This window comes from Limnohabitans sp. TEGF004 (assembly GCF_027924965.1).
GTDB lineage: Bacteria > Pseudomonadota > Gammaproteobacteria > Burkholderiales > Burkholderiaceae_C > Limnohabitans.
In genome coordinates, this window is record NZ_AP027056.1 from 1,587,774 (window position 1) to 1,600,491 (window position 12,718).

At 56.2% G+C, this 12,718-nt stretch carries 8 protein-coding genes; 2 read left to right on the forward strand and 6 right to left on the reverse strand.

Features of this window, described 5'->3' with window-relative positions; genetic code table 11:
• Window positions 1–13 precede the first annotated feature (13 nt).
• Both LINBF2_RS07515 and LINBF2_RS07520 read right to left on the reverse strand, forming a co-directional pair.
• The gene (locus tag LINBF2_RS07515) at window positions 14–493 is read right to left on the reverse strand and encodes a DUF1854 domain-containing protein (RefSeq protein WP_104797197.1); all 480 of its coding nucleotides are present in this window, start codon (window positions 491–493) and stop codon (window positions 14–16) included.
• On the reverse strand, window positions 490–2,775 hold the full coding sequence (locus LINBF2_RS07520; protein ID WP_281887889.1) for an ABC transporter ATP-binding protein: 2,286 nt from the start codon (window positions 2,773–2,775) through the stop codon (window positions 490–492). The genes LINBF2_RS07515 and LINBF2_RS07520 overlap by 4 nt, the downstream gene beginning before the upstream one ends.
• A 196-nt stretch (window positions 2,776–2,971) precedes the next feature.
• Here LINBF2_RS07520 and cphA (LINBF2_RS07525) point away from each other — a divergent pair, with 196 nt between their 5' ends.
• Entirely contained in the window at window positions 2,972–5,185 is a 2,214-nt protein-coding gene (gene cphA, locus LINBF2_RS07525) for a cyanophycin synthetase (protein WP_281887891.1), read from the forward strand.
• On the forward strand, window positions 5,185–7,767 hold the full coding sequence (gene cphA / locus LINBF2_RS07530) for a cyanophycin synthetase (protein WP_281887893.1): 2,583 nt from the start codon (window positions 5,185–5,187) through the stop codon (window positions 7,765–7,767). The genes cphA (LINBF2_RS07525) and cphA (LINBF2_RS07530) overlap by 1 nt, the downstream gene beginning before the upstream one ends.
• Before the next feature lie 141 nt (window positions 7,768–7,908).
• Here cphA (LINBF2_RS07530) and LINBF2_RS07535 read toward each other — a convergent pair whose 3' ends face one another.
• Genes LINBF2_RS07535 through LINBF2_RS07550 form a run of 4 tightly spaced genes read right to left on the reverse strand, consistent with a single transcriptional unit; the run spans window position 7,909 to window position 12,606 of the window.
• Window positions 7,909–9,444, reverse strand: a complete 1,536-nt coding sequence (locus LINBF2_RS07535) for a malonyl-CoA synthase (protein ID WP_281887895.1) — start codon at window positions 9,442–9,444, stop codon at window positions 7,909–7,911.
• 13 nt (window positions 9,445–9,457) lie between these two features.
• Entirely contained in the window at window positions 9,458–10,450 is a 993-nt protein-coding gene (locus tag LINBF2_RS07540) for a tripartite tricarboxylate transporter substrate binding protein (RefSeq protein WP_281887897.1), read from the reverse strand.
• A 31-nt stretch (window positions 10,451–10,481) separates the two neighbouring features.
• Window positions 10,482–11,918, reverse strand: coding sequence for a malonyl-CoA decarboxylase (locus LINBF2_RS07545; RefSeq protein WP_281887899.1), 1,437 nt, complete (start codon window positions 11,916–11,918; stop codon window positions 10,482–10,484).
• A 19-nt stretch (window positions 11,919–11,937) separates the two neighbouring features.
• Window positions 11,938–12,606, reverse strand: a complete 669-nt coding sequence (locus tag LINBF2_RS07550; protein ID WP_281887901.1) for a GntR family transcriptional regulator — start codon at window positions 12,604–12,606, stop codon at window positions 11,938–11,940.
• Between the last annotated feature and the right edge of the window lie 112 nt (window positions 12,607–12,718).

A 12,718-nucleotide genomic window follows, 5' to 3' on the forward strand; every position in this document is an offset into this window, starting at 1 on the left:
CTCTCGAACCGTTTTACAAGAAACGGTCGAGCAGCTTGCGCGTGTGACGGTCTAGCGACGGCAAGTCGCGAATCAAGAACTGCACACCGTGGGCATCGGCCACGATGAGTCGCGAAGCGCTCAAGCGGCGAATGTCTTCCTCGCCTTTGAGCACCAACTGCGCAGGACCACGGTTAGTTTGCACACGCCAAACGCTGGGCGTGGAAAAGCTGTTCACCCCATCCAAACGCAATATCTCCGGCATGAACTCACGGCCTTGCAGCGCTTGCGCCACGATGTCGCGTTCGTTGGCGGGAAGGTCGTTGAGGTTCTCGACCCAGGCCAGTTCTTTGCCTTCGGCGCTCAAGATAGAAATGCATTGGTCAGGGGTGGCAATCGGAAACGCACGGGCCACCACAGCACCCACGTGTTGTGTGCCATCTGCCATGGTGACCACCAGTTTGCCGAAGGGGTCAAAAGCCAAAGAGAAATTTTGTGTCACGACGGTACTCATACAGACTCCTTCGTCGAAGCGCGCGCCACGGCGTCTTCTGCATTTTTCGCTTGAGCTTCATACAGGCGGTAATAAGCGCCTTGACGTGCCATGAGTGTGTCGTGGTCACCCTCTTCCACCACCACGCCCTGCTCCATCACCACCAAACGGTCGGCTTTGTTGAGCGTGGACAAACGGTGGGCAATGGCAATCGTGGTGCGTCCTTGCACCAAGTTGTCCAAGGCCTTTTGAATTTCTTGCTCAGTCTCGGTGTCCACCGACGCCGTGGCTTCGTCCAAGATGAGGATGCGTGGGTTGATCAGCAACGCACGCGCAATCGAGATGCGCTGACGCTCACCACCCGACAAGCCTTGGCCGCGTTCACCCACCAACGAGTCGTAGCCTTGCGGCAAACGCAAGATGAATTCGTGCGCATGGGCTGCACGGGCAGCGGCCACGATTTCTTCGCGGCTTGCATCTGGCAAACCATAGGCGATGTTGTCTGCAATCGTACCGAAGAACAAGAATGGCTCTTGCAACACCATGCCAATGTGGCTGCGGAAGTCAGACAAAGCGATGTTGCGAATGTCGATGCCATCGAGTTTGATCGAGCCCTCGCTCAAGTCGTAAAAACGGCAAATCAGGTTAACCAAGGTGCTCTTGCCCGAACCACTTTGGCCCACCAAGCCAATCATCTCGCCAGGGCGAATGGTGAGGTTCATGCCGCGAATCACAGCGCGATTGCCGTAGCGGAAACCGGCATCTTGAATTTCAATGCGCCCCTGCAATGGCGTTGGTAAGTTTTGAGGATTGACCGTCTCTGGCACGCTGGACACATGGTCCAGAATTTCAAAAATGCGCTTGGCACCTGCAGCAGCTTTTTGCGTGTGCGACACGATGCGGCTCATCGAATCCAAGCGTGTGTAAAAGCGGCCGATGTAGGCCAAAAAGGCAGCCAAAACGCCCACCGAGATTTGGTTATGCGACACCAAGTAAATGCCAAAACCCCACACCACCAGCAAGCCAACTTCGGTCATCAGCGTGACTGTGGGTGAGAACAAGGACCACACAAAGTTGATGCGGTCATTCACCGCCAAGTTGTGTTTGTTGGCGTCGCGAAAACGATTGGCTTCGCGTGTCTCTTGGGCAAAGGCCTTAACCACACGGATACCAGGAATGGTGTCAGCCAGGACGTTGGTCAACTCTGACCACACACGGTCAATCTTCTCGAAACCCGTGCGGAGCTTGTCGCGCACTGTGTGAATCAACCACACGATGAAAGGCAGCGGCAGCAAAGTGGCTGCAGCAAGCTTGGGATCAATGCTAATTAAAATGGAGGCGGTCATGAGGATCATGAGCACATCGGTGGCGAAGTCCAGCAAATGCAGCGACAAAAACACGCAAATGCGGTCGGTTTCGGCGCCAATGCGGTTCATCAAGTCACCCGTGCGACGGCCACCAAAGTATTCGAGCGACAAGCGCATCAAGTGCTCATAGGCCGTGGTGCGCAAATCGGCACCAATGCGCTCAGACACCAAGGCCAAGATGTAGGTTTTGAGCCAACCCAAGCCCCAGGCCAGCAAAGCTGCACCCAGCAAGCCTCCCAGGTACATGTAGACCAAATCGTGGTCAATGTCTTTGCCGTTTTGAAACGGAATCAACACATCGTCCATCAAAGGCATGGTGAGGTAAGGCGGCACCAAAGTTGCAGCGGTAGAAGCCAGCGTCAACAAGAAGCCTGCCAACAGTCGCCATTGATAAGGCTTGGCAAAGCGCCACAGGCGGAACAAGCCCCAGGTCGACAGCGGCGCGTGCTGTTCGCGGCTACAGACGGGGCACTCATCGCCTACGTTTTCTAGCTGCAATTTGCACTGTGGGCAACGCGCTTGGGCGGATGTGGCCAAGGACTTGCCATGGGTCAAAACCTCAAGATGTTCCGCAAACTTTTCTTGCAAGCGCATGGCCGTGACGTTGTGCGTCAAGGTGAATCGCCAGCTGGCAATGCGGTGCATGGCATCCACCAAACTCAGGGTGCCCACGCCGGCATGATCGGTGTGGGTCATCTTCATGCCAGCAGCCAGTAGCCAGCTGTCCCAGACGGGGGTAGAGCCCGTCTCTTGGGAGGCAAAAAGCACCCTCTGGTCTGTCACAATTAGCAGCCCTAGCGAAAAATGTAATTGGGCGTTCAGGTCAACCTCTAGCCAGGCTAGAACGTTTTCTTGAGGTGACAGTTGTGCAAACGCTGAAGATTGCCAGCCCTCGGGCAAAACAACTTTGGTCGAAGCCGATAAAGAAGAATTCATTATTGGAATTTTGCTGCTTCAATCGATGCAAATCGATGGACGGCGATAAAAATAAAAAGCAGGAGCCAGGACTTTGTTGTACCCCCACACGTATGCAAATGATTGTATCGCCGCAGCCTCGGAGGTCGCTGTGGTGACCTCGGCTCCCCCCCCTGCTTCAGCCACCCAAACCTCCGCTCAAAACCTCCGCTAATTTATGGCCTTCAAAGACATTCAAATCCTGCGCATGAACTACTTGCGTGGGCCCAATATTTGGACTTACCGCCCGATCATCGAAGCGCTCATCGACTTGGGTGAGATGGAAGACCACCCCTCCAACAAAATTGATGGTTTCAACGACCGCATCAACGGTTGGTTGCCCGGCTTGGTCGAGCACCACTGCGGCGTAGGCCATCGTGGCGGCTTCCTCACACGCTTGGTCGGCGGCACTTGGATGGGCCACATCATGGAGCACGTCTCCATCGAGTTGCAGCTCTTGGCTGGTGCCCGCGCTGAATTTGGCAAGGCGCGTGAAATCAGCAAACGCGGCATTTACAAAGTGGTGTTTCGCACCGAGCACGAAGAGCTGGGCCGCGAAAGCTTCCTCGCCGCCCGTGAGCTCGTGATGGCTGCTGCCAACAACAAACCCTTCGACATCACGGCCACTGTGGACCGTTTGAAAAAGATTGCCGACTTGCGCTGTTTAGGCCCCAGCACCGCGTGCATCGTCGATGCAGCGGTGGAACGCAAAACGCCGTTCATCCGCCTGACCGAAGGCAACTTGGTGCAACTGGGCTACGGCTCTAAGCAACGCCGCATTTGGACGGCCGAGACCGACCGCACCAGCGCCATTGCTGAAAGCATCTCCAGCGACAAAGACTTGACCAAACGCTTGCTCACACAGTGCGGCATTCCTGTGCCTGAAGGACAAATTGTCAAAACTGCTGATGAAGCGTGGGAAGCCGCCCAAGACATCGGTCTGCCCGTGGTGGTCAAGCCCCTCGACGGTAACCGTGGCTGGGGCGTGTCGCTCGACGTGAACACCGAAGAAGGCGTGCGCACCGCATGGACGGCTGCTGAAAAAGAAGGCAGCGAAGTGTTGATCGAGCGCTATGTGCGCGGCGACGAACACCGCGTGCTGGTGGTGGGTGACCGCGTGGTGGCTGCCACACGTGGCGAAACCGCTTGCATCACAGGCGATGGCACTTCAACGGTGGAACAGTTGATCGACAGCCAAATCAACACCGACCCACGTCGCGGCATCGCTGAAGGCTTCCCGCTCGACCTGATTCGCTTGCACACCCCACGCGGCGAAATGTCGCTGCTCGAAATCCAACGCCAAGGCTTGAAGCCCGACAGCGTGCCTGAAAAAGGCCGCATCGTGGTGGTGCAACGCAACGGCAACCTCAACAACGATGTGACCGATTTGGTCCACCCCGAAGTCGCCGCTGTGGCCACCCTCGCCGCACGTGTGATTGGTTTGGACATTGCTGGCATCGACATCGTCACCCAAGACATCTCTCGCCCTTTGGAAGAAACCAAAGGCGCCATCATCGAAGTCAACGCAGGCCCAGGCTTGCTGATGCACGTCAAACCCGCCGTAGGCCAACCCCGCCCTGTGGGCAAAGCAATCGTCGAACATTTGTTTGGCCCCAACGAGTCTGGCCGCATTCCCGTGGTGGGCATTGTGGGCAGCCAACAAACCACCGAGTTATCGCAACTCGTGGCTTGGTTGTTGCACCTGTCTGGCAAACGCACAGGCTTGGCTTGCAAAGATGGTTTGTACATGGACCAACAGCACTTGGGCAAAACCGACTCGCGTGGGTTCGAAGCCTCCGAGCGTTTGCTCATCAATCGCGCCTTGGATGCCGCCGTGTTTGAAACCACACCCGCACACATCTTGGACGAAGGCTTGGCCTACGACCGTTGCTTGATTGGCGTGGTCACCAACATGCCCGAGACCAACACAGCGCTGATTGAAAAACACGACATCCAAACGCCTGAACAAATGCGCACCGTGGTCCGCACCCAAGTTGACTTGGTGCTACCCGAAGGTGCCGCCGTGCTCAATGCGGATGAAGAAGCGGTGACCACCTTGGCCGAGTTGAGCGATGGTGAAGTGGTGTACTACGCCAAAGCCCAAGACAACGCCACCCTGATGGCCCATTTGCAAAACGGCGGACGTGCTGTGTTCTGCAAAGACGGTCACGTGACTTTGGCGCGTGGCGACCAAGAAACACAGCTGTTCCACCTCGACCTCGAATTGATTGCACGTCTGCTTAAAGACGGCTTGCAAATTTCCACGCTGCTCGCTGCTGTTGCCGCAGCTTGGGCACTGGACATTGCACCATTACTGATTCGCGCTGGCTTGAAAAATTTCGGACAACAAAACCAACACGTTGCCAAAGACGTTGCAAGGATGAATGGCTAATGGAAGTCTCTCGTATCCGCGCTCTGCGCGGCCCTAACCTCTGGACCCGTCACACTGCCGTGGAAGCCATGGCCACTTGCGATGCGAATGAAATCGACCTGAGCCAACACCCAGATTTCGAAAATCGCTTGCGCAACTTGTTCCCAGGCGTCGGCAACCTGCAACCCACCGACCACAAGGTCAAACTCAGCATGGCGCACGCCCTCGAAGCGGCCACCTTGCATTTGCAAATTGAGGCGGGCTGCCCCGTCACCTTCAGCCGCACCACAGCCACCACAGACCACGGTTTGTTCCAAGTGGCCGTGGAATACACCGAAGAGCAAGTGGGCATCATGGCCATCAAACTCGCTCACGAGCTGTGTCTTGCCGCACTGAACAACACCAGCTTCGATGTCGACGCCGCCATTCACCAACTGCGTGAACTCGACGAAGACATTCGCTTGGGCCCATCCACAGGCTCTATCGTCAACGCGGCCATTGCGCGTGGCATTCCCTACCGTCGCTTGACCGAAGGCAGCTTGGTGCAATTGGGTTGGGGAAGCAAGCAGCGACGCATTCAAGCGGCCGAGATTGACTCCACCAGCGCGATTGCTGAGTCCATCGCACAAGACAAAGAACTCACCAAGAAGTTGCTTCATGCGGCCGGTGTGCCTGTGCCTTTGGGCCGCCCTGTGATTAGCCCCGACGATGCTTGGGCTGCTGCCCAAGAAATCGGCTTGCCCGTGGTCATCAAGCCACGCGACGGCAACCAAGGCAAAGGCATCTCTGTCAACGTGACCACCGAAGAAGGCGTCAAAGCCGCTTATGTGGCTGCACGCGCTTGCCGAGAAGAGGTGCTGGTTGAGCGCTTCTTGCCCGGCAGCGATTACCGCTTGCTGGTGGTGGGCAACAAGCTCGTGGCCGCCGCCCGCCGCGAACCTCCGCTGGTGATTGGCAACGGCAAAAACACCGTGCGTGAGTTGGTCGACATCGTCAACGCCGACCCGCGTCGTGGTGAAGGCCATGCCACCTCGTTGACCAAAATTCGCTTTGACGACATCGCGATTGCACGCCTCAAGGAACAAGGCTACGAAGCGACCTCCGTGCCCGCCAAAGGCGCACGCGTGATTCTGCGCAACAACGCCAACCTCTCCACAGGCGGCACTGCCACCGACGTGACCGATGACGTGCACCCCGAAGTAGCGTTGCGTGCCATTGCGGCTGCGCAAATGGTGGGCCTCGACATCTGCGGTGTGGACGTGGTGTGCGAATCTGTCTTGCGTCCCCTCGAAGAACAAAGCGGTGGTGTGGTGGAAGTCAATGCCGCCCCCGGCTTGCGCATGCACCTGAGCCCTTCGTTCGGCAAAGGCCGTGATGTGGGCGAGGCCGTGATGGCCACCATGTTCCCAGATGGCGGCGATGGCCGCATTCCTGTGATTGCTGTCACGGGCACCAACGGCAAAACCACCACCGTGCGTTTGACATCTCACCTGCTGCGCGCCAACGGGTTGCGCGTGGGCATGACCAACACCGATGGCGTGTATGTGAACGGCCGTCAAACCGACAGCGGCGACTGCAGCGGCCCACGCAGCGGTCGCAACGTGTTGGCACACCCCGATGTGGATGCAGCCGTACTCGAAACCGCTCGTGGCGGCATGTTGCGCGAAGGCTTGGCCTTTGACCGCTGCCAAGTGGCAGTCGTCACCAACATCGGCATGGGCGACCACTTGGGTTTGAACTACATCACCACCGTCGAAGACTTAGCGGTGTTGAAGCGCGTCATCGTGCAAAACGTGGCCGAATCCGGCACAGCGGTGCTCAACGCCACCGACCCCATCGTGGCGGCCATGGCCAACAAGTGCCCAGGCCAAGTGACCTTCTTTGGTTTGGATTCACACCACCCCGTCATTGCCACGCACCGTGCGCAAGGCAAGCGCGTGTTGTTTGTGGAAGACGACCAAATCGTGGCCATGCAAGGCAGCCACTCGGTGCGCATTCCTTTGTCGGAAATTCCTGTCACACGCGGTGGCGCGATCAGCTTCCAAATTGAAAACGCGATGGCCTCCATCGGCGCGGCATGGGCAATAGGCGTGCCTTGGCAAACCATCTGCAAAGGCTTGGCCACATTTGTAAGCGACAGCAATGCGGTGCCCGGACGCTTCAACGTGTTCGACTACAAAGGCGCCACCGTGATTGCCGATTACGGCCACAACCCAGATGCCATCAAGGCACTTGTGCAAGCCGTGACCAACCTGCCCGCGCAACGCCGCAGCGTGGTGATCAGCGGTGCGGGTGACCGTCGTGACGAAGACATCCGTGAGCAGACGCGCCTGATTGGTGAAGCGTTTGACGATGTGGTGTTGTACCAAGACGCATGCCAACGCGGCCGTGTGGACGGCGAGGTGTTGAAGCTCTTGCGTCAAGGTTTGGACGGCGCGAAGCGCACGACACATATCGACGAAATTCACGGTGAGTTTTTGGCGATTGACCGTGCGATGGAGCGCTTGCAAAAAGGCGATTTGTGCTTGATCTTGATTGACCAAGTGGACGAGGCTTTGGCGCACATCACGCAACGGGTGAACTCGGCGGCTTTGGCTGGCTAAGTTTTTCTGCTTCAATTAAAAAGCCACTCTTTTTGGGAGTGGCTTTTTTGTTTGTGCTTCTGTTTTTCTATCGCTGATGCTGACAGGGCTGTGCGACGGCTGCCTCACAGCCCCGTCAGCATCAGCGTGTGGGTAGGCAAATTAAAACAAGTCTTTGTAATGATCGCGCAGCAAATTCTTTTGCACTTTACCCATGGTGTTGCGTGGCAGCTCTGACACCACAAAACACTTCTTGGGAATTTTGAAGTTCGCCAGTTGTGACTTGAGTGCGGCAACCACCGCGTCTGCATCCACCTTGGCACCGGGTTTGGCAATGACAACCGCCACGCCCACTTCGCCGAAGTCAGGATGCGGCACACCGATCAAGGCGCTTTCAGCAACACCGGGCATGTCGTTGATGTAGCCCTCAATCTCTGCGGGATAGACGTTGTAGCCGCCGCTGATGATGAGGTCTTTGCTGCGGCCCACGATGACCACGTAACCGCGCTCATCTACCTTGCCCACGTCGCCGGTTTTGAAATAACCGTCGGCGGTGAACTCTTCTTTGGTTTTTTCGGGCATGCGCCAGTAGCCGCCAAACACGTTGGGGCCTTTGACTTGAATGCCGCCAATTTCGCCCACGGGTAAGGCCTTACCTTCGTCGTCTTGCACGCGCAAGGACACGCCGGGCAATGGAAAGCCCACCGTGCCGCCACGGCGTTCGGTTTGGCCGGGGTAGCGCGCATCAGCAGCATAAGGGTTGGAGGTGAGCATAACTGTTTCGCTCATGCCGTAGCGCTCGAGGATGGTTTGACCTGTGCGCTCTTGCCACTCGTTGAATGTTTCCAACAACAACGGGGCTGAACCTGCCACAAACAAACGCATGTTCGACGCTTGGGCTTTGGTGAGGCTTGGTTCGGCCAACATGCGCACATACAACGTGGGCACGCCCATGAACACGGTGGCTTCGGGCATTTTGGCGATGACGAGTTTGGGGTCGAACTTGGACATCCAAATCATCTTGCTGCCGTTGAGCAAAGCACCGTGGATGGCCACAAACAAACCGTGCACATGGAAGATGGGCAAGGCGTGAATCAGCACATCACCGGGCTTCCAGCCCCAGTAGCTTTTCAAGGTTTGTGCGTTGCTCAACATGTTGCCGTGCGAAAGCATGGCGCCTTTGCTGCGACCTGTCGTGCCACTGGTGTACAAAATGGCGGCCAAATCATCGGCTTTGTTTTGTACCACTTGGTGTTGGTCTGAGCCATGTGCCGCGCGCTCTAGCAAGCTACCTGTGCGGTTGTCGTCCAAGGTGAACACGTTTTGCGTGCCCGCCTTGAAGGCAATTTTGCTGACCCAGCCAAAGTTCTTGCTGCTACACACCACCACAGCGGGCTCAGCGTTACCGATGAAATATTCAATCTCTGCACTTTGGTACGCCGTGTTCAAAGGCAAAAACACATAGCCTGCACGCAAGGTGGCAAGGTACAGCATGACGGCTTCGACCGACTTCTCCACTTGCACCGCCACGCGTGAACCTTTGGGAATGTGAAGCGAGTCAAGCAGATTGGCCATCATCGCGCTGGCACGCTCTAGGTCGGACCAGCTGTAGTGCAAGCCATCGTCTGTTTCGATCGCAGTTGCGTTTAAATCTTTCGGAAACGCGGCACGCAAAGCCGCATACAGGTTGTGATTCATCGTCTGTTTTCAGTTAATCGAGTTTGGCGCCAGAGGCTTTCACCACAGCAGCCCATTTTTTAATTTCGCCTGTGACAAAGCTACCAAACTGAGTGCCCGTCACGTTTGGAAACTCGGCACCACTGTTCGCCCAGCTGGTTTTGATGTCGTCTGAAACTGCGGCTTTGCGCACTTCTTCGATGATGCGGGCTTGCACATCGGCCGGTGTACCTTTGGGCGCCCATAGGCCATACCAAGTGGTCACGTTGTAGTCGGGCATGCCCAGTTCAGCTGCGCAGGGCACATCGGGGAACGAGGGGTTGCGTTTGTTGCCAGACACCATCAACGCTTTGATGCGACCGCCTTTGATGTGCTGAGCCGAAGATCCCAAACCGTCGAACATCATGTCCACGTTGCCCGCAATCAGGTCTTGCAAAGCTGGGCCTGCACCACGGTAAGGAATGTGCGTGATGAAAGTTTTGCTTTGCAGCTTGAACAACTCACCCGCCAAATGGTGCGAGGTGCCGCCGCCTGCCGAACCGTAGTTGAACTTGCCTGGGTTGTTGCGCACCATTTGCATGAAGGCTTTGAAGTCACCCGGCACATTCTTGGGGTTGACCACCAGCACGTGTGGCACGCTGGCCACCATAGCGAGAGGCACAAAGTCACGCTCTAAATCGTAGTCGAGCTTGGGATACATCGCGGGTGCGATTGAGTGATGCACCGCGCCCATGAACAAGGTGTAGCCATCGGGCGCAGCTTTGGCTGCAACGCCTGCGCCTAAGTTGCCACCCGCACCACCACGGTTGTCAATGACCAATGTCTTGCCGCTTTGCTTGGAAAACTGTGCAGAGAAAGGACGTGCAAATGTGTCTGTACCACCGCCTGCTGGAAATGGGACAACCAGCGTCACGGGTTTGGTGGGCCATGTGCTCTGTGCTTGCGCACCAAAGCTGAATGCAGCACATGCAGCAGCAGTCAGCGCTAGCCACTGTCGACGGTTGGATGTTGTTTTGAAATTTTTCATACGTGTCTCCTGATGGTTTTATTGAACTAGCTCACTTGAAATACATGTCTTCTACATCGCCTGAGGCTGGGGCAATGCCTTTTTCCAGCAGTTGGCGGTGTTTGTCTAAACGCTTGAGGTCATAGAGGTAGTTGACCATCAAGCCGTGCGATTGTTTGATGCCTTTGGTCGATGGGTCAGCAAACCAATTGATGCGCTCAATGCGTGCGCCATTACCCAAGTGGAATCGTGCCACAGGGTCTAGCACTTGTTCGCCCTGCTTACCAAGACCTAGGTAATGCGCACCCGCACGCGTGAGGAACTGGCGCAAGGGTGACTTAGCCGACAACACCTCCAACACTTGAGGCTGTTCAATGGCTGCCAACACATGGCTGGCGGTGGGAGGCTCAAAACTGATTTCACGCCCCAAAGCAGACAGCTCTTTCTCATTGAGTTGGCCTAGTAACTCTGCAGCATTTTTTGACAACCAAGGACGCAAGCCTGGAATGGGCGACAAGGTGGCAAACGTTTTGAGCTTAGGAAATTCTTCTTTGAGTGTTTCCACCACACGCTTGATGAGTGAATCGCCAAAGCTCACGCCTTTCAAACCACCTTGTGTGTTGCTGATGGAATAAAAAATCGCCACCGTCGATTTTTGCAAATCCTCTGGCGCAGCTGATTCATCCAGCAGCGGCATGATGTTGTTAGCCATCTCGTTCAACAATGCGACTTCCACAAAAATCAGAGGCTCATTGGGCAAGCTAGGGTGAAAGAAACCGTAACAGCGGCGGTCACTGTCTAGGCGATTTTTCAAATCGGCCCAGCTGCGAATGTCGTGCACAGCTTCGTACTTGATGAGCTTTTCAATCAAGGAAGCAGGCGAGTCCCAGCTGATGCTGCGCAACTCAAGGAATGCCACATCAAACCAAGTTGAGAACAGGTTTTCCAGCTCGGCGTCCAAAGCTTGCAAACGCTTATTGCCTTTGAGGTGAGGCAACAACTCAGCGCGCAAATCCACCAAGAAACGCATGCCGCCCGCAGAAGCCGCAAAGCGTTGCAGCAAGCGTGTACGCGGTGACACCAAGGCACGGCGCAGGCGAATTTCAGCAGGCCCTTCATCCACGGTGCCCAGAGCAGCGTCGTAGTCATCGCGTGCGGCGCGCACTTTGACGGCATCAGGGCCGAACTGCTCGCTGATGAGCAGCCACAAATCTTGTCGCTCTGCGGGCTCGGCTTTAGCGTACCAATCGGCCAAGGCCTTGGCGCGGCGACCGCCCTCGACTTCGCTGACACGTGGGTCAACCACAGCTTGTAAGAGCGTGAGGGTGCGACGCAAAGTACGGGGCGACAGGGCCTCTTTCTTTTGACGCAAGGTGGCATCCAAACGTTCGCGCGTGGAGCGATCTTCTGGCTTGGAGGCTTCGGCAGCAGCAGGCGCCGAGTTACGTAGCAAATTGAGTTTGCTGCTGAGCCAAGTTGTCGCGTTCATCCAATTCCTCTTTCTCGGTTTAAGCCGTCAACACACTGCGTTGGGTCGAGGCCAGCTCACGCAAGGCCTCGCGTTGCTTCAGCAAATGGTCACGCATAGCGGCATCAGCCCCTGCGGCATTGCCCGCTTTGAGTGCATCGAAAACCGCCAAGTGTTCTTTCAAACTTTGCTTCAAACGCCCGGGCGCATGCAACTGCTGCAAGCGTGCGAGCTTCAAAATTTTGCGCAAATCAGCAATGGTTTGCGCCAGCCATTTGTTGTTGGCCAATTGAATGATGGCTTCGTGAATGGCGAAGTTGGCTTCGTAGTAATCGTTGATACGCCCTGCCTCAGCGTGCTGTTTGAGGCGTTGGTGCCAAACCTCTAGCGCTTGCACATCAGCGGGCGTGGCGCGTTGTGTGGCATCGAATGCGCAGCGGCCTTCGAGCATGGCGATGACGGGAAAGATGTCATCCAAGTCTTGCTCTGTGACTTCATTCACAAAGCAACCGCGGCGGGGTTCGTGTCGCACCAAGCCTTCGGCCGTGAGCACCTTGAGTGCTTCGCGAAGCGGCGTGCGAGAGATGGACCACAGCTCGCACAAGGTCACTTCGTCGATGAAGCTGCCAGGCCGCAACTGACCATCAAAGATGTAGTTGCGCAGCTGTGAAGCCACATCGTCGTGCAAAGAGCTGGGAAGCGCGCGCATAAAGGTAAGGGTGTCTTTCGATTGCTCTGTAATTACGCGTAATTATGAGAGCCAAGACCAAACAAATAAGCCCTGATGCGCAGGGACTTTCCCTCAAGGGGCTAACCCTTAA